Below are 21015 nucleotides of genomic sequence, written 5' to 3'. Positions count from 1 at the left end.
TCTCTCCGCCTGGGCCGTCAATGGGCAGGTCGGATGAAGGTGCCGTTGCGCAACTCGCGAAAGGCCTGTTCAAGCTCGGCGCGGGTGTTCATGACGATCGGTCCGTGCCAGGCCACGGGCTCGTTGATCGGAGCCCCTGAAATCAGTAGGAACCGTACCCCGTCCGGTCCCGCCTGGACGGTTACTTCGTCACCCGTTCCAAAGCGCACAAGGGTTCGGTTTCCGGACATGTCCCGGATGTTCACTTCCTGCCCGGCGACTTCTTTCTCCAGCAGGACCCCTCTGGGCTTGGAGGCATCCGCAAAGGCGGCCTGCCCTTCGAACACATAGGCAAAGGCGCGGCGGTAGGTGTCGATCTTGAAGGTCTTTCGGACACCGGCGGGAACCGAGATATCCAGGTATTGCGGGTCGGCCGCGATTCCGTCCACCGGGCCGGTCTTTCCCCAGAACGTGCCGACGATGACCCGAACCCGGGTGCCGTCGTCATCTACGATTTCGGGAATGTCCTTGCCTTGCACGTCCTGATACCGGGGTGCAGTCATTTTCTGGGCCGAGGGCAGGTTGCCCCACAACTGAAACCCATGCATCTGCCCTGACGCGTTCCCCTTGGGCATCTCTTGATGCAGGATTCCCGATCCGGCGGTCATCCATTGCACGTCGCCAGCGCCGAGGGTCCCGCTGTTGCCCAGCGAATCCTTGTGTTCGACCGTACCGGACAGCACATAGGTGATCGTCTCGATTCCGCGATGGGGGTGCCAGGGAAACCCAGCCAGATAGTCCCGAGGGACCTCGTTCCGGAAATCATCGAACAGAAGGAACGGATCCAGCTCGGACGGGTCCTGAAAACCAAATGCGCGGTGCAGCTTAACGCCGGCGCCTTCAAGAGTCGGAACGGCTTTGCGGGTTTCGAGGGTGGGTCTAAGGGACATAGGGCCTCCTGCGGTTGTGATTGTGAATAGGGGCGGCGACGCGCTGCGGTCAATTCAACGAAAACTCACCGCGCCTGTGCGTGTTTCAACAAATCCGTCAATGGTCTGTTGTTGTCGCGGAATTTCAGGTACGGGGTCTGAAACGAATGGAGGTTCGGATGCAGGACGAGATTCTGGCGACGGTGCAGGCCTCGGCGGCACGTCGGTGGATGGGGGTGGCGATGCTGCTGTCGGTTGGGGCGCTGGTGATCTATGTCGCCTTGGCCAGACCGCCCGCGCCGCTGTGGCAGGTTTTTCTGTTCGCCGTCGGCGGCTCGGCCCTTTGGTTGGCGCATCGGGTCTGGCACGCGACTGCCGACCGGATCGAGCTGACGCGCACGGAACTGCGCACGGGCAGCGGCATCAGGATTCTGGAAGTGGCGGATATCGAAGGCGTGGACCGCGGTGTGTTTGCGTTCAAACCGTCAAACGGTTTTCTGGTCACGACCAAAAGCAGGGCCGAGCGCGCCTGGGCGCCCGGCCTGTGGTGGCGCATCGGGCGACGGGTTGGTGTCGGCGGCATGACGGCCGCCGCCGAGACCAAGTTCATGTCTGAGATGCTGTCCGCGTTATTGGCGGGCGAGTCCGACGGCTAAACTGCGCCCGCAACTTCGTTGGTGAACCTAGGTCGCGTAAACACGAAGTTATCAAATGTAATTCCTGTTCCGATGCCCCATCCTGGAGTGCGAAACGGTACATAGTCGTTGGATGTTTCCACGAGGATCAACGTGTCCTGATCAGGCATTGGCGGAAGGCTGTTTTCTATTTCCTTGATGTTGGCGTTGGTCCATTCAAAATCGTACCCACGCACCGTGGACCAACGTACTTCGTGACGCTTTTCTTCCTCATCATAAACGATCAGAGAAATGCGCATCCTCATTTCCGATCGATTGTTTACCATCGCTTCCATAAGTTCATGAAGCGTGTCGACATATGTCTCTGTGATCGTTCGGGTTTCTCGCGAGATTAGGTCGCCAATCGTGTATGCGGCTTTCAAATTCGATGCGCTCTGGCGAAATCCCTCAAACACGACATAGGTCGCGGTTACCGCCCAAAACAGAAGCGGAAAGATCATTATCGCTTCGACGGTCAGAATTCCACTTTCGTCTCGCTTGAACTGGCTGATACGGGTTCCTATGCGCCTTAGACTAGTCCACATTTTACGAAGGCTCCTGTACAAACGCAGTCGTCGCGGTCAAGGCGTATTGCCCGGTTTCATCCACCAACGCTCGTCCCATTGCCGACGTGGGGAATACCGGATCAATTTTCGCGCAGACCCGCAATATCATCAGTTCGTTCTCGAGGCCGTTTTCAAAGTTGCGAACGGGGTTTACTTGCTCCGAGTTGTCGGTGCAGTCTGGCGTTTCTGGAAGAGCCAAAACCTGAAATGGGTCTTGTTTGATCATCTCCAGGCGAAGGTTTTCCGAGCAGTTCTTGATAAACTGGGCACGCTCACAAACGACGTCCTTGATATCGTCATGTTGCAGGTTGTTGCCGGTTCCAAGACGAATGTCCCTAACTGTTATGTCGACGGCCCTTTCCAGCATGCCCTGCTGCGTCGTCAGCAAGGCGAGTTCGACACCCGACAACACGAAGAACATGAAGGCAGGGAAGATGAAGATGAACTCGATTGTTGCGTTGCCATCTTCCGAGCGTCGGAACCGACGCATTCTGGACTCGAGCAACTTAATCATTGGGTCAACCGAAGTTTTCTGATCGAGGATGCAATCGACGCGAAGGCTTTTTCCAGGTCCAGCCCTTCGACGTCATACACATGGCTGTCCGAACTCGCGCAGTTTTTGATCGTTCTGTATCCGGAGCGGGGCGCTTCGAAAGCGATGCCATAAACGATGATGCCCTGATCCTTGGCCGCATCGCAAATGTGCTTGGTGTGCTGGTTCTTGGCGGATGTTTCCACCTTGGAATATGCCTTGGAATACCATTCGGCCCAGCCGCTGGACTGCCAATAGTAGTTGTACTTGGCATTCCAGGCCAGCGAGACGCGGTTGAACAGTTCCGGATAGCTCAACCGAACAGCCGTCCCGACCTCTTCATTGGCTGGCGTTTCGGGGTCGGGGCTGCCAAATGGATGATCAGCCCACATGTCTTGCTGTGGCCAGAAGTAATTGGGTTTGCCCTGAGAATGGTAAATCGTGTATTCTTCTGCTTCTTCGTTGTACCACACATCAGACATTCCTTCGCGCAGCGATGGGTTCAGCATGTACTGATCCGTGTTCTGACCATCGGTCATAACGATCGCAATCTTTAGAACGTCGCCGCCGTAATCCGTCGGGCGGTTGGCAAACTTGGCTGGCACCAGACCTTCTGCGGAAAGATCGGCCACGATACCACGCATACTGGGGTCCAAGAGGGCGGTGCCCCATTTCATGCCCACATCGATTGATGTGTTCCCCTGAGCGGTCAAGGCCTTGATCTGGTTCTCCAATGCGACCAGATTATCGGTCACCGGGGTGATCGCGCTGCCGGCACGAACCGGGCACACCGGCATCCGGATGGTGCCCTCGGAATAGGTGAATGGATCGAAATGAGCGGTCCGTTCGAGCGTGTCATCCCGATGCAGGTCTGAATCGCTGTATTGCTCGGGAATAAAGTTCACGCAGTGAGAGTAGCTATGCTCTTGCGTTACATTTGTGAACTTGCTCAGGATCGGCTCTCCAGCGTTGACTTGGGTGGCATAAGGAATAATCGAAATCGATATGCCGTCCGAACCACCGTCTTCCCTGTCCAGCATAAGTCGAACGAAATCGACAGCAGCGTCCTGCAAAACCTGCAGTTTCGTTTTTCCGGCAGTGGCCGAAGCATTGCCCATTGATCCAGAAATATCCAGCACCAGCGAAATCTCGACGGCACCGATCGACTCCTCAGCGGCGCTTGCTGCAGGAGCTGTCATGGTTTTGATACCGGAGAGGCGCATGAAGTTCGTTTCCACCACTGCTTCTGCCGTTGCCGACACTTTGCGGGTTCCGAATGACTCCTGAACCTCTACTGTTTTCAGTTGCTCCAGCAGACCGGCTTTTTCGAGATAGGCTTCGACCACCTTTTGGGGAGGTTCTTTCTGGTCCAGATCGGCGGCAGCAAGTACCGCCCGGTCAAGAGTCGACTGCAAGTTGGCTCTGTCGCGCTCGTAATTCATCAAGTCCGCGCCGATCCCGGCTGCGGCAAGAAGTGCCAGAAACAGGAAAACGACCAAAATAGTGAAGGTGCCGTCTTCGTTCGCGGCAAATTGACGGACGCGACAAAAAACACTGTTGGCACGGACCTTTTTGAAATAGTTATTCGGCGTTGCCATTTTGGATACCTCGCGGAGCAGAGAGCGGACGCGTAAAAATTTCGTGTACAAAATTACCCACAGAACGTGGCGAGAATTGGGCGGATTTGCCCCTAGAGCGCTCTTTTTGAATGAGAATCGTCCGCATTCCGGGTGATGGCGGGGCTTTGTTTCCGGTAAGTTGACAATTTGACCAAATGGTTAACCTGCGGCGACTCAGGTCTGCGCGCGCAAACCTGCCGTTCACAAGCTGATGAAAAAAAGTGCAGATCGTGATTGCAGCCACCTGCCAAGGGTGCGACAAAACGCCATTGCTTCGTCGTCTACCGTCATGGAGGATTTTATGACGACCATCAAGGAACCCAGCTTTCGGGAAAGCGTGGATCTGATGTTCAACAGGGCGGCCGCCCTGATGGATCTTCCGCCGGGGCTGGAGGAGAAGATCCGGGTGTGCAACGCCACCTACACCGTCCGTTTCGGGGTTCGGTTGCGAGGGCAGATCCATACCTTCACCGGATATCGCTCGGTTCATTCCGAACACATGGAGCCGGTAAAGGGTGGTATCCGCTATGCCATGGCCGTGAACCAGGACGAGGTCGAGGCGCTTGCCGCGCTGATGACCTACAAGTGTGCCCTGGTCGAGGCGCCTTTCGGCGGGTCCAAGGGCGGTTTGCGCATCGACCCGCGCAAATATGAAGAGCATGAACTGGAGCAGATCACCCGCCGTTTCGCCTATGAACTGGCCAAGCGCGACCTGATCAACCCCTCGCAGAACGTTCCGGCCCCCGACATGGGCACCGGCGAGCGCGAGATGGCCTGGATCGCCGACCAATACGCGCGGATGAACACCACCGATATCAACGCGAGGGCCTGCGTGACCGGCAAGCCGCTGAATGCGGGCGGCATCTCGGGCCGGGTCGAGGCGACGGGGCGTGGCATCCAATATGCGCTGCGCGAATTCTTCCGCCATCCTGAGGACGTCAAGAAGGCGCGCCTGTCGGGGTCGCTGGAGGGCAAGCGCGTCATCGTTCAGGGGTTGGGCAACGTAGGCTATCACGCGGCCAAATTCCTCAGCGAAGAGGACGGATCGTTGATCGTGGGCATCATCGAGCGCGACGGTGCTCTGTATGACCCCGAGGGGATCGACGTCGAGGCGGTGCATCAATGGATCGTCAAACATGGGGGCGTGAAGGGCTACCCGGATGCGACGCATACCGCCGAAGGCACTGCTGTGCTGGAAGAGGAGTGCGACATCCTGATCCCGGCGGCGCTGGAAGGGGTGATCAACCTGTCCAATGCCGAGCGCATCAAGGCGCCGCTGATCATCGAGGCAGCGAATGGTCCGGTGACCGCCGGGGCCGACGAAGTTCTGCGCAAGAAGGGCACCGTGATCATTCCCGACATGTATGCCAACGCGGGCGGTGTGACGGTCTCGTATTTCGAATGGGTCAAGAACCTGAGTCACATTCGTTTCGGCCGGATGCAGCGCCGTCAGGAAGAGGCGCGACACGAGCTGATCGTGAAGGAGCTGGAACGGCTGGACCGCTATCTTGGCGATGCATGGTCGATGTCTCCGGACTTCAAGGCCAAATACCTCAAAGGCGCGGATGAGCTCGAGTTGGTGCGTTCGGGCCTGGATGACACGATGCGCATCGCCTACCAAGCGATGCGTGAGGTATGGCACGATCGCAATGACGTCGAGGACCTGCGCACCGCGGCCTACATCGTGTCCATCGACCGCGTGGCCAAAAGCTATCGCGCCAAAGGCCTTTGACGTCTCGGAAACTGGGCAATCGGGCTTTGACAAAAAGTCCGGTTGCCGCGCATCCTGCGCTGGAGTTCATGCAGTGAAGCCACCGAGGATCTCATGCAAATGACCCGTTCTGTAGCTTGGGCCGCGGCGATTGGGTCCGCGACCTTGGCGCTTGCGACTGCTGCCATTGCCCAACCCCGACAAGGCTGGACGCCGACTGTGGAAGGGTTGGTTGTCTATCAGGGCAGCGCCGATCTTGAGGGCGGCGGTGATTTCAGCGCATCGCGCGCGTTCCTGCGGGCAGGCGGCATTTACGGCTATGGTGACGGGTCCTTTGTGGGGTTGCTGGCTAGTTTCGGTCAGTTTGCCTACGATTTCGGGTTGCCCGGAAACCAGCCGTGGGACGACATCCGCGACATTCGCCTGAGCGTTCCATTGCGCTTCACTTTGGACAACGGGGCTAAGGTGATCGTCTCGCCCCAGTTGAGATGGGATTACGAGACCGGCGCCAGTGCCTCGGACGGCTTCACCTATGGTGCCTTCGCCGGCATTTCATGGGCGGTGAACCCCAATCTGCGCATCGGCCCGGCATTTGGCGTGTTCTCCGAGGTTGGAACCAATGACCTCGAAGTCTTTCCTGCGCTTCTGGTCGACTGGACCTTTGCCGAGCGCTGGCGTCTGAGCACCGGGCGCGCGCTGGGGGCCACTCAAGGCCCCGGCGTCACGCTGGAATACAAGGCTTCGGAAAGTGTCAGCGTGGGGCTTGCCGTTCGGTCCGAGCGGGTCCGCTTTCAGCTGAACGAAAGCGGGTTGGCACCGGGCGGCGTGGGCGAGGACAGCAGCATTCCAGTCGTTTTGTCGGTTGAATACGCGCCAAACCCCGGAGTTTCGCTGTCGGCATTTGCGGGTGCCGAGTTTGACGGCGAGTTGCGCCTGGACAATGCAGCGGGGCAAGAGGTCAGCCGGCAGGGCTATGATACCGCTCCGATCGTCGGTGTTGCCTTCCGTCTGCGGTTCTGAGGGCGAATTCGTTTGCGACCGGTTCGGTCGCGCGTTGACAAAATCTTGTCGAAAACGGATGCGGAGCCCCGAGCCCGGATTGCTACTCCTTTTGGAAGTTGGTTTGATGCCAGCAAACCCGCAGGGAGATCTGAATGCGCTTTTCCGGCTTACGCGTCCTGAAGGAAGGACTGACCGGCAACAAAGGTTGGACGGCGCATTGGCGTGATCCCGAGCCCAAAGCCGAATACGACATCGTCATCATCGGCGGCGGGGGGCACGGTCTCAGCACCGCGTATTATCTGGCGAAAGAGCACGGGCTGACAAATGTCGCCGTGCTGGAAAAGGGCTATATCGGCGGCGGCAATGTGGGGCGCAACACGACGATCGTTCGCGCCAACTATTTTCTGCAAGGAAATTCCGAGTTCTATTCGCATTCCCTCAAGTTGTGGGAGGGGTTGGAAGAGGACCTGAACTACAACGTGATGCATTCACAGCGGGGCATCATCAACCTGTTCCATTCGGACGGGCAGCGGGACGCGGCCGCGCGGCGGGGCAACATGATGATCAGCCAGGGCGACGATGCCATCCTGCTGGACCGCGATGCACTGCGCGAGATGCTGCCGTATCTGAACTATGACGATCTGCGCTTTCCCATCTATGGCGGTCTATACCATCCGCGCGGCGGCACGGCCCGGCATGATGCCGTGGCCTGGGGTTATGCCCGCGGGGCGGACCAGCGCGGGGTGGATCTGATCCAGAATTGTGAGGTCACGGGCATCGACATCGAAAACGGCGCCGTGCGCGGGGTGCAGACGACGCGCGGGGCGATCCGGGCCAAGAAGGTGGGGATCGTGGTTGCGGGCCGGTCCAGCCAGGTCGCGGCGATGGCCGGGATGCGTTTGCCGATCGAAAGCCATGTGCTTCAGGCCTTTGTGACCGAGGGGCTGAAGCCCTGCATCGACCACGTCGTGACTTTCGGGATGGGGCATTTCTACATCAGCCAATCCGACAAGGGCGGGCTGGTGTTCGGCGGCGACCTGGATTTCTATGCCTCCTACGCGGCGCGGGGCAATCTGCCCACGGTCGAAAGCGTGATGGAGGCCGGTATGGCGCTGATGCCGATGATCGGCAAGGCCCGGGTGCTGCGGTCCTGGGGCGGGATCATGGACATGTCGCCGGACGGGTCGCCGATCATCGACCGCACCCCTATCGACGGGCTGTATCTGAACTGCGGCTGGAACTACGGCGGGTTCAAGGCGGTTCCGGGCTCGGGCAACGTGTTTGCCCACCTCATGGCCACCGACCGGTACCACGAGAACGCGACAGGGTTCCGGCTGGATCGTTTCCGCACCGGGCGCGGGATCATCGATGAAGAGGGCAAGGGCTCTCAGCACAATCTGCATTAGGGGCGGGCCGGGATGTTTCGTTCGAATACTTGTGAAAGCCAGGAGGCGCGGCCATGAGGATCACCTGTCCGTATTGCGGCGAGCGCGACCGCCGCGAGTTCTACTATCGCGGGGCCGCCGTCGACCTGGACCGGCCCGTCCCGGATGCCGGGCCTGACGCCTGGGACGATTTCGTCTATCTGCGCGACAATCCGGCGGGCAGGACGCGGGATCTGTGGTATCACGAGGGCGGCTGCGGCGCATGGATCGTCGTGACCCGAAACACGCTGACCCACGAAATATCGGCGACCGAGCCTGCGTCCGGGGGCAAACGATGAGGGTCGCTGGAAGGGGGCTGATCGACCGCGGCACACCGGTCGAGTTTTCCTTTGACGGAATCCGGTATTCGGGCTTTGAGGGCGACACACTGGCCTCGGCGCTGCTGGCCAATGGCGTGCGCCTGATGGGGCGGTCGTTCAAGTATCATCGCCCACGCGGCGTTCTGACTGCTGGCAGCGAAGAGCCGAACGCGCTGGTCACCGTCGGCCGAGGTCCCGCGCAGGACCCGAATGTGCGGGCCACGATGCAAGAGATCTATCCGGGCCTCGAGGCGCGCAGCCAGAACCGCTGGCCCAGTCTGAGCTTCGACGTGATGGCGGTGAACGATCTGGCCGCGCCCTTTCTGGGGGCGGGCTTCTACTACAAGACTTTTATGTGGCCCCGCAGCTTTTGGGAGAAGCTGTACGAACCGATGATCCGCCGCGCCGCGGGGTTGGGCGCGCTGTCCGGGCAGGCCAATGCCGACACGTATGAAAGTGCCTATGCCTTCTGCGATCTGCTAGTGATCGGGGCTGGCCCCGCGGGTTTGATGGCCGCCTTGACGGCCGGCCGAGCCGGGGCGGATGTCATTCTGGCCGACGAAAGCAACCAGATGGGCGGGCGTCTGCTGGCCGAGACGCTCGAGGTGGATGGCAAGCCGGGTCACGTTTGGGTAGACGAGGTTCTGGCCGAGCTGCGGGCGATGGAGAATGTGCGGCTGATGACCCGCACGACGATTGCCGGGGCCTACGACCAGGGCACCTTTGCCGCGCTCGAACGGGTCTTGCACCATACGGGCGACCGTCCTGCCGGTGCGCCGCTGGAAACATATTGGAGGATCGCCGCCCGCCGCTCGGTTCTGGCGGCCGGGGCGCTGGAACGCCCGGTGGCGTTTCGAAACAATGACCGGCCCGGCATCATGACCGCCGGGGCCGTGCGGGCCTATCTGAACCGCTGGGGCGTCGCGGCCGGCCGGAGTGTCACGATCTTCGGCAACACCGATGACATCCACCGGACGGCCCGCGACCTGTTGGCGGCTGGGGTCCACGTTGCCGCCGTGATCGACAGCCGCCATGACGGGCCGGTGACATCCGATTATCCGGTGCTGCGCGGGGCGCAGGTCTGTGGCAGTTCAGGGCGCAAGGGGCTGGAGTCGATCACCGTGCGCCGCGCCAGCGGAGAAGAGCGCATTCAGACCGATTGTCTGGCGATGACCGGCGGATGGAACCCCTCGGTCCACCTGACCTGCCACATGAACGGTCGACCGACCTGGCGGCGTGACATTGCCGCCTTCGTGCCCACGCCGGGCGCCGTGCCCGGGATGCGCACGGCCGGGGCCTGCAACGGCGCGTTTTCCACCGCTGCCTGTCTGCGCGAAGGCATTTCGGCTGCGACCGAGGCGCTGGGTGTCCTGGGCCTCAAGGCGCCCAAGCCCGAGCCGCCGCAGGCCGAGGACCAGCCCTATGAAATCGCGCAGCTGTGGGCGGTACCGGGCAAGGGGCGCGCGTGGCTGGATTTCCAGAACGACGTGACCGTCAAGGATGTCAAACAGGCCGCGACCGAGAATTTCCGCTCGGTCGAGCACATGAAGCGCTATACCACGCAGGGCATGGCCACCGATCAGGGCAAGAACTCGAATGTCGCGGCGCTGGCCGTGCTGGCGGATGCCACCGGGCGCGGGATTGCCGAAACCGGAACCACCACCTTTCGCCCGCCTTACACGCCGATTGCCATCGCTGCGCTGGGCGCGGGGTCCGAGGGGGCGGGTTTCAAACCGCAGCGGTTCACCACCTCGCACAAGGCGTCGGTGGCGCGCGGGGCACCGATGGTCGAGGCCGGGCTATGGTACAGGCCCAGTTATTTCCCGCAGCCGGGCGAGACCACGTGGCGTCAGTCCTGCGACCGCGAGGTGCAGATGGTGCGCACGGCGGTCGGCGTGTGCGATGTGTCGACCCTGGGCAAGATCGACATTCAGGGGCGCGACGCCGCGCAGTTTCTGGATTTCGTCTATACCAACACGTTTTCGACGCTGAAGGTCGGGCGCGTGCGCTATGGGCTGATGCTGCGTGAGGATGGGTTCGTCATGGATGACGGCACCACCGCGCGGTTGGGTGACAGTCATTTCCTGATGACCACCACGACCGCCGCCGCCGGTGACGTGATGAAACATCTGGAATTCATGCGTCAGGGTCTGCGGCCCGATTGGGACGTGTCGCTGGTTTCAGTGACGGAACAATGGGCGCAATTCGCCGTGGCCGGCCCCAAATCGCGCGAGGTGCTGAACGGCGTGCTGGACACCCCGCTGGATGATGCTGAATGGCCGTTCATGGCCTGCGGTCCGGTTTCGGTTCTGGGGGTGCCGGGGCGTCTGTTCAGGATCTCTTTCTCGGGCGAACACGCCTATGAGATTGCCGTGCCTGCGCGGTATGGAGCCAGCCTGTTCGACATTCTGGCCCAACGGGCCGAGGCGCTGGGTGGCGGCCTGTATGGGATGGAGGCGCTTAACGTCCTGCGGATCGAGAAGGGGTTCATCACCCATGCCGAAATCCACGGGCGGACCACGGCCTATGACATCGGGATGGGGCGGATGGTGTCGCAGAAAAAGGACTGCATCGGCAAGACCATGTCCGAACGCCCAGGGCTTGAGGCGCCGGGGCGCGAGCGGTTGGTCGGGCTCAAACCCATCGGGGAAAGCCGCCAGTTGCTGGCAGGTGCGCATCTGTACAACGAAGAGGACGCGCCGGTACGCACCAACGATCAGGGCTATGTGACCTCGGTCTGCTATTCGCCAACGCTGGGCAGCATGCTGGGGCTGGCGTTTCTGGCCGATGGCCCCGACCGTCATGGCGAGATCGTCAAGATGGTCGATCACCTGCGCGGCGTGACCACGCTGTGTGAGGTGACGGACCCGGTGTTCTTTGATCCAGAGGGAGAGCGTGTGCGTGGATAAGCTGATTGCTCAGACCCCGTGTGACGGGCTGCTGCCGCTGACCATTGGAACGGTCTCGGTCACCGAGGTCGACCCGGGCGCGATACATGCGGTTTCGGCCTTTCAAGGGCAGACCAAAGCACTGTCCGACGCGATGAAGGCGGCGCATGGCATGGCCCTGCCGGCCCCGAACCGCGCCACTGGGAAAGAAGGCGCGCGGGCCATCTGGTTCGGCCCGGGTCAGGCCATGCTGATCGGCCCCGCACCGGACCCTTCGCTGTCCGCCCACGCCGCGGTCGTCGACCAGTCCGATGCCTGGGCCGTGGTGCGGCTTGAGGGCGACGTGGCCGAGGATGTTTTGGCCCGTTTGGTGCCCGTCGATCTGCGCCCGCAGCACTTCAAACGCGGGCATACGGTGCGGACGCTGCTGTTTCACATGAACGCCTCGATTACCCGGATCGGTGAGAAAGCCTTTCAGATCATGGTGTTCCGGTCGATGGCCGCATCATTGGTGCATGATCTGAAAAGGGCCATGGAAGGCGTCGCCGCGCGCCGCTAGACTGGGCCGAGGTAACGATTCCAAGAGGACCCAATGCTGCGCATCGCACTTGCCGCCGCCCTGCTGGCCACGCCGCTGGCTGCCGCTGAAACCAAGGAACAAAGCTGCAAATACCAGGCCGAGGTCGTTGCCGCGATCCAGAAGGCGCGGCTGGATCGCGTGAAGGAACGGGACGTCCCGCAGGCGGTGGCCGAGGCCGGCCCGACATGGCCCGAGAATTACAACGCCGCGATCCCGTTGATCACCCCGTGGGTCTACGAGCAGAAGATGCGCGATATCCGCAAAAAAGACCTCGGCGCCGCCTGGATGGAGCTGTGCCTGCAGCAATAATCCACAGGGCCGCCAATTGGCTGTGGACAAAGGCCTGCCGCGCCCTTGGCGGGCGGTCCCGTTTCTGCCATGTATGACACATGTCATTGCCCCCTGGATTTCTGGATGAGCTGCGCACCCGTCTGAGCCTGTCTCAGGTCGTTGGGCGCAAGGTCATGTGGGACAATCGCAAGTCCAATCCGGGCAAGGGCGACATGTGGGCGCCATGCCCGTTCCATCACGAAAAGACGGCCTCGTTCCATGTGGATGACCAGAAAGGGTTCTATTACTGCTTCGGGTGTCACGCCAAGGGCGACGCGATCAGCTTCGTGAAAGACACCGAGAATGTCTCGTTCATGGAAGCTGTCGAAATCCTGGCTCGCGAGGCCGGATTGCCGATGCCCGCGCGCGACCCCAAAGCGCAGGAAAAGCAGGACCATCGGGCGCAGTTGGCCGATGTCATGGAGCAGGCGGTGCAGTTCTTCCGCCTGCAACTCAAGACCGGGGCAGGGGCCGAGGCGCGCGCCTATCTAGACCGCCGCGGTTTGGACACTCAGGCGTTGGACCGCTGGGAAATTGGGTTTGCGCCCGACGGCTGGCAGGCGTTGTGGGACCACCTGCGCGGCAAAAACGTGGCCGAGGACCTGATCTTGGGCGCCGGTCTGGCTAAACCGTCGACCAAGGGCAAAAAGCCCTATGACACGTTCCGCAACCGCATCATGTTCCCGATCCGCGACCCGCGCGGCCGTTGCATCGCGTTCGGTGGGCGGGCGATGGATCCCAATGATAACGCCAAATATCTGAATTCGCCCGAAACCGCGCTGTTCGACAAGGGGCGAAGCCTCTACAACCACGGACCGGCCCGTCAGGCTGCGGGCAAGGGGCAACCGCTGATCGTGGCTGAGGGCTATATGGATGTGATCGCCCTGTCCGAGGCAGGTTTCGGCGCCGCCGTCGCGCCGCTGGGCACCGCGATAACAGAACATCAGTTGCACATGCTGTGGCGCATCGCCGACGAGCCGATCATCGCGCTGGATGGCGACACGGCCGGTCTGCGCGCGGCGATGCGGGCCATCGACCTGGCGCTGCCCCTGCTGGTGGCCGGCAAGTCGCTGCGTTTCGCCCTGATGCCCGAGGGCAAGGACCCCGACGACCTGCTGCGTGCCGAAGGCCCGGCAGCGGTTCAGGCGGTGCTGGACGCGGCCATACCGATGGTCAGGCTTCTGTGGCGGCGCGAGACCGAGGGCAAGGTGTTCGACAGCCCCGAGCGCAAGGCGGCCCTGGACAAGGCGCTGCGCGAAAAGATCCAGCTGATCCGCGACCCGTCGATCCGCGCCCATTACGGGCAGGAGATCAAGGACCTGCGCTGGCAGCTTTTCCGCCCGCAGCGGCAGTCCGGCCCCCGCACTTGGCAGCCGCGCGGGAAATGGCAGCCCGAGCGGCGGGCGCCGACGCCAAGCGCGCGATCGTCGTTTCTGGCGTCCACGGAAAACGCTGAAATCCGCCTGCGTGAAGCGGCGATCCTGGCGATTGCGATCCTGAACCCTCAGGTCGTGATCCAGTTCGAGACCCAGCTGGAGGAGATGGAGTGCCTCGACCCCGAACTGGCCGCTCTGCGCGATGCCGTTCTGCGCCACGCGATCGACGACCCGGACAACCTAAAGGACCACATTGTCGAAACTTTGGGGGCCGGACCTCTTGAAAACCTGCTGGGCCTTCGCCATGTCGCAGTGATCCCCTGTGTGCACAAACCGGGCGACGTCGAAAAGGCACAGATGACACTGGCCGAGGAACTCGCAAAAATCAAAGCGCTCCGGGGGCTGGATGCCGAGATTGCCGAGGCCGAGGAGGAACTGTCTGACGTAACGGACGAGGCATTGACGTTCCGGTTGGCGCAAGCCGCCGAAGAGCGAAACCGCGCAAGTCGCAGCCAGAACGAGGACAGGGCCGTATTCGACATTGCTGAGAACGGGGCGCGAATCAATCGCGATGAGAAGGACGCGTTTCAGGCGATCATGTCGGGCATCAAGTTCGAGCGGAAACGCCGCTGAGGTGGTGTTTTCATAAAGCACTGGAAAAGAAAAACGGGTAAACGGGTGGCCGAATCACTTCTACGCGCTAATGATTCGGTTCCATCGAATCACCCATCCCTGCAGGAGCACTGAATGGCCGCCAAGGATACCAACGAGGAACGGAAGTCCGACGACCAGGAACAGGAAATCTCGCTGGACATGAGCCAGGCCCAGGTCAAGAAGATGATCGCCGAGGCCCGCGAGAAAGGCTATATCACCTACGACCAGCTCAACCAGGTCCTGCCGCCGGATCAGGTCAGTTCGGAACAGATCGAGGACGTGATGTCGATGCTCTCCGAGATGGGCATCAACATCATTGAAGACGAAGAGGCCGAGGAGGAAGAGCAGAAGGGCTCGACCGATCTGGTCACGACTGACAGCAACCGCGAGGTTGCGCTGGCGGGGTCGCAGACCGAAAAGCTGGACCGCACCGACGACCCGGTGCGCATGTATCTGCGCGAGATGGGCAGCGTCGAGTTGCTGAGCCGCGAGGGCGAGATTGCCATCGCCAAGCGGATCGAGGCCGGACGCAACACCATGATCGCCGGGCTTTGCGAAAGCCCGCTGACCTTCCAGGCGATCTCGATCTGGCATGACGAACTGCTGTCCGAGGACATCCTGCTGCGCGACGTGATCGACTTGGAGGCCACCTTCGGCAACCAATTGGACGAGGACGGAGACGTTGAGGAGCCCGTCGTCGATACGTCGAAGGTTCAGGCGTCGAAACCCGCTAAGGACACCGGCCCCGAACTGGATGCCGACGGAAACCCGATCGCTTCGGACGATGACGACGACGAGGAAGATCAGGCGAACATGTCGCTGGCGGCGATGGAGGCGGCGCTCAAGGATCAGGTCCTGACGACGCTCGAACGTATTTCGACCGACTTCGCGATGCTGTCCGAGATGCAGGACAGTCGGATCTCGGCCACGCTGAACGAAGATGGCTCGTTCAGCGCGGAGGACGAGGCGACCTATCAGAAGTTGCGCTCGGAAATCGTCGAACTGGTGAACGGGCTGCACCTGCACAACAACCGGATCGAGGCCCTGATCGACCAGTTGTACGGTATCAACAAGCGGATCATGTCGCTGGACAGCGCCATGGTCAAGCTGGCCGATCAGGCCCGCATCAACCGGCGCGAGTTCATCGACGAATACCGTGGTCGTGAACTTGATCCCAACTGGCTTTCCGACATGGCCCAAAAGCCGGGACGTGGCTGGCAGATGTTCATCGAACGCTCGTCGGACAAGGTCGAGGAGCTGCGCAACGACATGGCGCAGATCGGTCAGTATGTCGGTCTGGACATCAGCGAGTTCCGCCGCATCGTCCAGCAGGTTCAGAAGGGCGAGAAAGAGGCACGTCAGGCCAAGAAGGAAATGGTCGAAGCCAACCTTCGCCTGGTGATCTCGATCGCCAAGAAATACACGAACCGTGGCCTGCAATTCCTTGATCTCATTCAGGAAGGCAATATCGGCCTGATGAAGGCCGTGGACAAGTTCGAATACCGCCGTGGCTACAAGTTCTCGACCTACGCGACCTGGTGGATCCGTCAGGCGATCACGCGCTCGATCGCGGATCAGGCGCGCACCATCCGTATCCCGGTGCACATGATCGAGACGATCAACAAGCTGGTGCGGACCGGCCGCCAGATGCTGCACGAGATCGGCCGCGAGCCGACGCCCGAGGAACTGGCCGAAAAGCTGCAGATGCCGCTGGAGAAGGTTCGCAAGGTGATGAAGATCGCCAAGGAGCCGATTTCTCTGGAAACCCCGATCGGCGACGAGGAAGACAGCCAGCTGGGCGATTTCATCGAGGACAAGAATGCCGTGCTGCCGCTGGACAGCGCCATTCAGGAAAACCTCAAGGAAACCACGACCCGGGTTCTAGCTTCGCTGACCCCGCGCGAGGAACGGGTTCTGCGGATGCGGTTCGGCATCGGCATGAACACCGACCACACGCTGGAAGAGGTCGGCCAGCAGTTCAGCGTGACCCGCGAACGGATCCGGCAGATCGAAGCCAAGGCGCTGCGCAAGCTGAAACACCCCAGCCGCAGCCGCAAATTGCGGTCTTTCCTGGATCAGTGATCTCAAAGGCGCCTCGATCAAGGCGCCTTTTTTTCGTTGCGGGGCAGACAGGGTCACACTGTCCAAACATGTAATCAACTTGGCATAACCGCGCATGCGGTTGGCCGTCACGCGCTCCATATGGTCAATGTCCACTCATGGGACGGGCCGGGGCGAGGTGGTGACGCCGATGACCCTCGGCCACCCTTCACGGTTGGATTGGATGGTCCACCCGGGCCTTCAAGGTGCTGGGCGGGTGCCCGGTCCATCGTTTGAAAGCCGTCGAAAACGCCGACTGATCGGCGTAGCCAAGCGCATAGGCGACCTGGGCCAGGGTCATCTCGTTTCGCAGCAGGGTCTGGGCCAGATCACAGCGCAGGTCATCGACGATCTGGCGAAAACTGGTGCCTTCGGCTCCAAGACGACGGGCAAAGGTACGCGGGCTCATGGCCAGCGTTTGAGCGGCGTCTTCGGCGCGTATGATCCTGCCCGGGAGGGATTGCGTGATCACCCCCTCGACCCGGCTGCGCAGGGTTTGCCGCTCTTGTCCGTTTTCGGCCAGCAGCCGTTCGCCATAGGCCAGAAGATGTTCTCGAAGGCGGGGATCGTAAGTGGGGATGGGCAGGTCCAGCGCCGTCAGCGGAAGCAGGATCTCCATCTGCTCCATGCCGAAGCGGACGGGAAAACCGGCAAGCCTTGAAAAGCGTGCCTCATGCCGCCCGACCTGGTGCTGGAACCGGATCTCGATCGGGTTGAGGTGCACTCCCGTCAGCGTGCGCATTCGGGCGATGGCGGCGAACATCAGAAACTCGGTCCGGCGGTGATACCGGGCGAAACGCGCATCTTTCCAATGCAGCCCCAGCGTGGCAGCGTTGCCGGACAGGTCCATGCTGAAACCAAGGGTCGGGTCGATGAAGCGGTGAAAACGAATGGTGTTTTCCATCACCTGCTTCAGGTCGCGCGAATATTTGCTGATATAGGCCGCGAGGCTGGACGCCGAAGTGACCCGCAATCCGGCCTTGGCTGCAAAGGTGATGTCGCCCAGCACATCACAGGCGTGCCGGATGAAGCTAGCCTCGGTTTGTGCGCTGATCCGGGCTTCGGCCGCCGAGAGTTGGGCCGGGGTCAGGTCGGCGCGGTCAAATACCCGTGCGACCAACTCCGGGTTTTCCGCCGCGCGTTCCAATTCGGCGGCCAAAAGCTTAAGCCTTGTGATTTCGACATCCATGGGACCCGTCCAAGCCAGCGCAGTTCGTCGGAGTATGCGCGCAAACCTTGTTCTTGAACAACCGGGACGGTCGTGCTGGGGTCTAACATTGTGCAGAAGGCACTGTTTGGCCCGAGTTCGAATGACTCTGGCACCCGATCCAATGCCGAGTGCGAAGCACAGGTTTAGATACCCGTTCGTGCCGGGTCGGTTCCCATTGGGGAGTGGGACGAGCCCGGAGACGAGACGCACCACACCGTCCGCGGCTCCCCGGCACACGCATTATCTTGTGGCCGGGCCTGGCACATACCGCGATACGGTGACTGGCCGTGGGGACTCCCTTTCGCAAGGGCAAGGCAAAAAGGCGAGATTGTCGGCTGGATTCCTTCCCCAAAAATTCGACCGGGTACGATGAGGCGTGCTTCTGGTGCCCGGGGTGATAGCGGTACTTTTGGCCGTCGTCCTGCGCGGGGAGGGGCGGTTCCGCGACAACCCCCGGTGATTGAGGCCCTGGCCTGATATCACCGTTGGTTGACAGTGGCGCGCACGGATTGCGAGGATTGCTGAAAACATCGTGATCGGTTCTGGCCGGGACAAGCCCAAGCGCTAGCCTGAGTACGACAGGACAGGAGAAAAGGAACAGACATGAAGCGGATCGTGGTTTGCGCGTGGCTTGCGGTCGGAGCGGTCGGCGTCCCGTCGATGTCCTTCGCCGCGCCGAACGGGTATCGCACCGAACCCATCAACAGCACCGATTTCGAGGTCATCCCGCGCTCGCGTCAGGATGTCGACGGGTATTGGTGTGCAGCTGCCGACTTCGCCCGCCGCGAGCTGGGCGCCGGCTGGCAGCAGCCGATCTATGTGTTGCGCGGCTATGGGCCCAGCGTCACGACCGGTCGCAGAACCGCGGTTCAATTCTCGCTCAACCCGCCGCCCGGTGGCGTGCCCCAGCAGAACAGTTTCATCACCTCGGGGTTTCAGCCCGGCTACAGCATGTCGGTTCAAGGCGCGAATGCCCGGTGCAACGTGCGCCCGTTTCAACGGTAGGTGCCGGGCCGATGCAGGTAGAGTTTGCCGTTCAGACCCGTGGTCAGGGCTTGTACGAGTTCACGGACCGTATCCGGGGCTGGCTGTCCGCAACCGAGGCCGACGGACTGCTGACGCTCTTCGTGCGGCACACCTCCTGTTCGTTGCTGATTCAGGAAAACGCCGACCCCGAGGTGCAGACGGATCTCGGGGCGTTCTTCTCGCGGCTCGTGCCGCCTTCCGACCACCCGTCCATGTCCTATCTCAAGCACACCTATGAGGGGCCGGATGACATGCCGGCGCATATCAAGGCCGCGATGATGCCGGTATCGCTATCCATCCCCGTTCGCGGCGGTCACCCCGTGCTGGGGACTTGGCAGGGGATCTACCTGTTTGAACACCGCACGGCGCCCCACCTGCGGAAGGTGGCCGCGCATTTCGCCTGACCCATTATCTAGCGGTGGAAATTTCCGACTACCCAAATCCTAGCGGCTGGCCTATAGTTGTGGATAAGTCGGCCCCAGCGCTGACAAAAAGAGGCGGAACAAGGGACGAGGAGACGGCGGATGCGCTGCCCGTTTTGCGGAAACATAGATACTCAGGTCAAGGATTCACGCCCGGCAGAAGATCATGTGGCCATCCGCAGGCGCCGGTTCTGCCCCGCATGCGGGGGCCGTTTCACCACTTACGAGCGTGTTCAACTGCGCGATCTGGTGGTGATTAAATCCAACGGCAAGCGGGAAGACTTCGATCGCGACAAACTTGAGCGTTCGATCCGCATCTCGATGCAGAAACGCCCGATCGACCCCGACCGGATTGACCAGATGATTTCGGGCATCGTGCGCCGGCTGGAAAGCATGGGCGAGACTGACATTCCGTCCAGCAAGATCGGCGAGATCGTCATGGAAGCTCTGGCGCGGATCGACACCGTCGCCTATGTTCGCTTTGCAAGCGTGTACAAGAATTTCCAGGCGGCCGATGATTTCGAGGAGTTCGTCCACGAACTGCGCCCGCCGCAGCCATCGACGGACGAGTGACCGACACTGACAAGCGATACATGGCGCTGGCCCTGTCCCTGGGGCGGCGCGGACAAGGAATGTGCTGGCCCAACCCGGCTGTGGGCTGCGTCATCGTCAAGGATGGCCGGATCGTCGGGCGGGGTTGGACCCAGCCGGGCGGGCGTCCGCATGCCGAAGCTGAGGCACTGGCCCAGGCCGGTGAACGCGCCCGCGGAAGTACGGCCTACGTTTCGCTTGAACCCTGTGCGCACCATGGCAAAACGCCTCCGTGTGCGCAGGCTTTGATTGATGCCGGTGTTGCGCGTGTTGTTTCAGCGATCGAGGACAGCGATCCGCGCGTTGCCGGGCAGGGTTTTGAAATGCTCCGGGCCGCCGGGGTCGAGGTAACGACCGGTGTCATGGCCGATCAGGCCGCCTTGGATCACGCCGGCTTCTTCATGAAGACCGAACAGGGGCGCCCCTTCGTCACGCTGAAACTGGCCAGCAGTTTCGATGGTCGTATCGCAACCGCCTCGGGGCAGAGCAAGTGGATAACCGGCCCCGAATCCCGGCGGGCCGTGCACGCCATGCGCGCGCGACACGACGCGGTGATGGTCGGTGCGGGAACGGCTCGGGCCGATGATCCGTCTCTGACCGTGCGCGACCTGGGGGTTGGGCATCAGCCGGTGCGCATCGTGGTGTCACGCCATCTGGATATCCCGCTGCTGGGGCACTTGGCACGCACCGCTTCACAGATACCCGTCTGGCTGTGCCATGGTCCGTCGCCGGACTCGGAACGCGCCCGCGCCTGGCGGGGATTGGGGGCCACGCTGATCCCCTGTGCAGTCCGGGGGCACCACATCGATGCCGTGGATCTGCTGCAGCAATTGGGCCGGCAGGGTCTGACACGGGTGTTCTGCGAGGGCGGCTCGGCCTTGGCGGCGTCGCTTCTGGCCGACGACCTTGTTGATGAATTGGTCGGCTTTACCGCCGGTCTGGCGATCGGCGCCGAAGGTCTGCCTGCCATCGGGGCTCTGGGGCTTGAAGACCTGTCCGAGGCACCCGGGTTCGAACTGGCAGAAGCGCGCCCGGTGGGCGGCGATGTCTTGCAAGTCTGGCGCCGCTCCGCGCGTTAGGGT

General features: G+C 61.5%; 19 protein-coding genes. 14 read left to right on the top strand and 5 right to left on the bottom strand.

Translation table 11 applies throughout. The features are described from left to right. Positions 1-17: 17 nt before the first annotated feature. Complete coding sequence (locus tag AC2FMD_RS12040) at positions 18-929, bottom strand: pirin family protein (protein ID WP_496687035.1); 912 nt, start codon at positions 927-929, stop codon at positions 18-20. Between the two features lie 158 nt (positions 930-1087). On the opposite strand from AC2FMD_RS12040, the gene AC2FMD_RS12035 reads away from it, so the two are divergent. After that, entirely contained in the window at positions 1088-1564 is a 477-nt protein-coding gene (locus AC2FMD_RS12035) for a hypothetical protein (RefSeq protein WP_496795049.1), read from the top strand. Here AC2FMD_RS12035 and AC2FMD_RS12030 read toward each other — a convergent pair. Genes AC2FMD_RS12030 through AC2FMD_RS12020 form a run of 3 tightly spaced genes read right to left on the bottom strand, consistent with a single transcriptional unit; the run spans position 1561 to position 4278 of the window. Then, the gene (locus tag AC2FMD_RS12030) at positions 1561-2127 is read right to left on the bottom strand and encodes a TadE/TadG family type IV pilus assembly protein (RefSeq protein ID WP_496710922.1); all 567 of its coding nucleotides are present in this window, start codon (positions 2125-2127) and stop codon (positions 1561-1563) included. The two genes, AC2FMD_RS12035 and AC2FMD_RS12030, sit on opposite strands and share 4 nt — an antisense overlap. Before the next feature lies 1 nt (position 2128). Beyond that, positions 2129-2662: a TadE/TadG family type IV pilus assembly protein gene (locus AC2FMD_RS12025; RefSeq protein WP_496710921.1), complete on the bottom strand. Its 534-nt coding sequence runs from the start codon at positions 2660-2662 to the stop codon at positions 2129-2131. Further along, the gene (locus tag AC2FMD_RS12020) at positions 2659-4278 is read right to left on the bottom strand and encodes a pilus assembly protein TadG-related protein (protein ID WP_496710920.1); all 1620 of its coding nucleotides are present in this window, start codon (positions 4276-4278) and stop codon (positions 2659-2661) included. Before AC2FMD_RS12020 ends, AC2FMD_RS12025 begins: the two co-directional genes overlap by 4 nt. Before the next feature lie 322 nt (positions 4279-4600). On the opposite strand from AC2FMD_RS12020, the gene AC2FMD_RS12015 reads away from it, so the two are divergent. The 9 genes from AC2FMD_RS12015 to rpoD all read left to right on the top strand — a co-directional run bounded on the left by AC2FMD_RS12015 (position 4601) and on the right by rpoD (position 16666). Next, a complete protein-coding gene (locus AC2FMD_RS12015) occupies positions 4601-6031 on the top strand; it encodes a Glu/Leu/Phe/Val family dehydrogenase (RefSeq protein WP_496679563.1) in 1431 nt (476 codons plus the stop codon). A 99-nt stretch (positions 6032-6130) separates the two neighbouring features. Next, on the top strand, positions 6131-7030 hold the full coding sequence (locus AC2FMD_RS12010; protein ID WP_496795048.1) for a hypothetical protein: 900 nt from the start codon (positions 6131-6133) through the stop codon (positions 7028-7030). Between the two features lie 134 nt (positions 7031-7164). Beyond that, positions 7165-8418, top strand: coding sequence for a sarcosine oxidase subunit beta family protein (locus tag AC2FMD_RS12005; RefSeq protein WP_496795047.1), 1254 nt, complete (start codon positions 7165-7167; stop codon positions 8416-8418). 53 nt (positions 8419-8471) lie between these two features. Then, positions 8472-8735: a sarcosine oxidase subunit delta gene (locus tag AC2FMD_RS12000; protein ID WP_496741805.1), complete on the top strand. Its 264-nt coding sequence runs from the start codon at positions 8472-8474 to the stop codon at positions 8733-8735. Next, positions 8732-11665 carry a sarcosine oxidase subunit alpha family protein gene (locus AC2FMD_RS11995; RefSeq protein ID WP_496795046.1) on the top strand — a complete coding sequence of 978 codons (2934 nt, stop codon included), beginning with the start codon at positions 8732-8734 and terminating at the stop codon, positions 11663-11665. The genes AC2FMD_RS12000 and AC2FMD_RS11995 overlap by 4 nt, the downstream gene beginning before the upstream one ends. After that, the gene (locus AC2FMD_RS11990) at positions 11658-12203 is read left to right on the top strand and encodes a sarcosine oxidase subunit gamma (RefSeq protein WP_496795045.1); all 546 of its coding nucleotides are present in this window, start codon (positions 11658-11660) and stop codon (positions 12201-12203) included. Before AC2FMD_RS11995 ends, AC2FMD_RS11990 begins: the two co-directional genes overlap by 8 nt. 33 nt (positions 12204-12236) lie before the next feature. Then, complete coding sequence (locus tag AC2FMD_RS11985; RefSeq protein ID WP_149776787.1) at positions 12237-12533, top strand: hypothetical protein; 297 nt, start codon at positions 12237-12239, stop codon at positions 12531-12533. A gap of 80 nt (positions 12534-12613) precedes the next feature. Beyond that, positions 12614-14563 carry a DNA primase gene (gene dnaG / locus AC2FMD_RS11980; RefSeq protein ID WP_496679574.1) on the top strand — a complete coding sequence of 650 codons (1950 nt, stop codon included), beginning with the start codon at positions 12614-12616 and terminating at the stop codon, positions 14561-14563. A gap of 114 nt (positions 14564-14677) precedes the next feature. Then, complete coding sequence (gene rpoD, locus AC2FMD_RS11975; protein ID WP_496679575.1) at positions 14678-16666, top strand: RNA polymerase sigma factor RpoD; 1989 nt, start codon at positions 14678-14680, stop codon at positions 16664-16666. A gap of 187 nt (positions 16667-16853) precedes the next feature. On the opposite strand, the gene AC2FMD_RS11970 is transcribed toward rpoD, so the two are convergent. Further along, complete coding sequence (locus AC2FMD_RS11970; protein ID WP_496741813.1) at positions 16854-17873, bottom strand: AraC family transcriptional regulator; 1020 nt, start codon at positions 17871-17873, stop codon at positions 16854-16856. Between the two features lie 624 nt (positions 17874-18497). Here AC2FMD_RS11970 and AC2FMD_RS11965 point away from each other — a divergent pair. The 4 genes from AC2FMD_RS11965 (at position 18498) to ribD (ending at position 21012) form a co-directional block, all read left to right on the top strand. Next, entirely contained in the window at positions 18498-18899 is a 402-nt protein-coding gene (locus tag AC2FMD_RS11965) for a hypothetical protein (protein WP_490360845.1), read from the top strand. Positions 18900-18910: 11 nt separating this feature from the next. Beyond that, positions 18911-19324, top strand: a complete 414-nt coding sequence (locus AC2FMD_RS11960; RefSeq protein WP_496679580.1) for a secondary thiamine-phosphate synthase enzyme YjbQ — start codon at positions 18911-18913, stop codon at positions 19322-19324. 120 nt (positions 19325-19444) lie between these two features. Further along, positions 19445-19915 carry a transcriptional regulator NrdR gene (gene nrdR, locus AC2FMD_RS11955; RefSeq protein ID WP_490360843.1) on the top strand — a complete coding sequence of 157 codons (471 nt, stop codon included), beginning with the start codon at positions 19445-19447 and terminating at the stop codon, positions 19913-19915. Next, positions 19912-21012: a bifunctional diaminohydroxyphosphoribosylaminopyrimidine deaminase/5-amino-6-(5-phosphoribosylamino)uracil reductase RibD gene (ribD, locus tag AC2FMD_RS11950; protein WP_496710912.1), complete on the top strand. Its 1101-nt coding sequence runs from the start codon at positions 19912-19914 to the stop codon at positions 21010-21012. The genes nrdR and ribD overlap by 4 nt, the downstream gene beginning before the upstream one ends. Positions 21013-21015 lie beyond the last annotated feature (3 nt).

The organism is Ruegeria sp. BHSC276, assembly GCF_059612945.1.
The sequence above is the reverse complement of the archived record's forward strand: the minus strand, read 5'-3'. Positions and strand labels throughout refer to the sequence as shown.

What these genes read in the sequence shown, in the direction of transcription:
- AC2FMD_RS12010 (WP_496795048.1), top strand. Translation starts at nt 6,131, where the DNA reads ATGACCCGTTCTGTAGCTTGGGCCGCGGCGATTGGGTCCGCGACCTTG.
- AC2FMD_RS12000 (WP_496741805.1), top strand. Translation starts at nt 8,472, where the DNA reads ATGAGGATCACCTGTCCGTATTGCGGCGAGCGCGACCGCCGCGAGTTC.
- AC2FMD_RS12005 (WP_496795047.1), top strand. Translation starts at nt 7,165, where the DNA reads ATGCGCTTTTCCGGCTTACGCGTCCTGAAGGAAGGACTGACCGGCAAC.
- AC2FMD_RS12030 (WP_496710922.1), bottom strand. Translation starts at nt 2,127, where the DNA reads ATGTGGACTAGTCTAAGGCGCATAGGAACCCGTATCAGCCAGTTCAAG.
- AC2FMD_RS11985 (WP_149776787.1), top strand. Translation starts at nt 12,237, where the DNA reads ATGCTGCGCATCGCACTTGCCGCCGCCCTGCTGGCCACGCCGCTGGCT.
- AC2FMD_RS11960 (WP_496679580.1), top strand. Translation starts at nt 18,911, where the DNA reads ATGCAGGTAGAGTTTGCCGTTCAGACCCGTGGTCAGGGCTTGTACGAG.
- AC2FMD_RS12015 (WP_496679563.1), top strand. Translation starts at nt 4,601, where the DNA reads ATGACGACCATCAAGGAACCCAGCTTTCGGGAAAGCGTGGATCTGATG.
- AC2FMD_RS12025 (WP_496710921.1), bottom strand. Translation starts at nt 2,662, where the DNA reads ATGATTAAGTTGCTCGAGTCCAGAATGCGTCGGTTCCGACGCTCGGAA.
- AC2FMD_RS12035 (WP_496795049.1), top strand. Translation starts at nt 1,088, where the DNA reads ATGCAGGACGAGATTCTGGCGACGGTGCAGGCCTCGGCGGCACGTCGG.
- AC2FMD_RS11965 (WP_490360845.1), top strand. Translation starts at nt 18,498, where the DNA reads ATGAAGCGGATCGTGGTTTGCGCGTGGCTTGCGGTCGGAGCGGTCGGC.
- rpoD (WP_496679575.1), top strand. Translation starts at nt 14,678, where the DNA reads ATGGCCGCCAAGGATACCAACGAGGAACGGAAGTCCGACGACCAGGAA.
- AC2FMD_RS12020 (WP_496710920.1), bottom strand. Translation starts at nt 4,278, where the DNA reads ATGGCAACGCCGAATAACTATTTCAAAAAGGTCCGTGCCAACAGTGTT.
- AC2FMD_RS11995 (WP_496795046.1), top strand. Translation starts at nt 8,732, where the DNA reads ATGAGGGTCGCTGGAAGGGGGCTGATCGACCGCGGCACACCGGTCGAG.
- dnaG (WP_496679574.1), top strand. Translation starts at nt 12,614, where the DNA reads ATGTCATTGCCCCCTGGATTTCTGGATGAGCTGCGCACCCGTCTGAGC.
- AC2FMD_RS12040 (WP_496687035.1), bottom strand. Translation starts at nt 929, where the DNA reads ATGTCCCTTAGACCCACCCTCGAAACCCGCAAAGCCGTTCCGACTCTT.
- AC2FMD_RS11970 (WP_496741813.1), bottom strand. Translation starts at nt 17,873, where the DNA reads ATGGATGTCGAAATCACAAGGCTTAAGCTTTTGGCCGCCGAATTGGAA.
- nrdR (WP_490360843.1), top strand. Translation starts at nt 19,445, where the DNA reads ATGCGCTGCCCGTTTTGCGGAAACATAGATACTCAGGTCAAGGATTCA.